Consider the following 384-nt stretch of genomic DNA (forward strand, 5'->3'; position numbering starts at 1 on the left):
TCCATGATGGAGATGGGAACAATCTGTACTATGTGGATGACGCCGGAGAGAAAGTGACCGGTGAGGCAGAATATCCGATTGAAGACAAATATTACAGTTTTTCTGAAGACGGCAGGGTCACTCTGATCACCAATTCTTTTATCCATGATACGAATGGCAATAACCTGTATTATGTGGATGAGAATGGAGATAAATTAACCGGATTAAGAGAGCATCCGCTTGGAGAGAAGTATTACAACTCCGATGCCGATGGCCGTATCGAGCTGATCGTCAATTCCTTCATCCATGATGAGAATGGAAACATCCTGTGTTATGTCAATGCAGATGGAATAAAAGTGACCGATACGAAAGAACAGTTAGCCGGAGATAAATATTACAACTTTG

General features: G+C 41.9%; 1 protein-coding gene. It reads left to right on the forward strand.

The genetic code is table 11. The annotated features are described in order from the left end of the window. Positions 1 to 32: 32 nt before the first annotated feature. Positions 33 to 384: hypothetical protein (locus NE664_15625; protein ID MCQ4728063.1), on the forward strand; the 352-nt coding region annotated here is incomplete at its 3' end.

The sequence above is a fragment of the Anaerotignum faecicola genome, assembly GCA_024460105.1.
Lineage (GTDB): Bacteria > Bacillota > Clostridia > Lachnospirales > Anaerotignaceae > JANFXS01.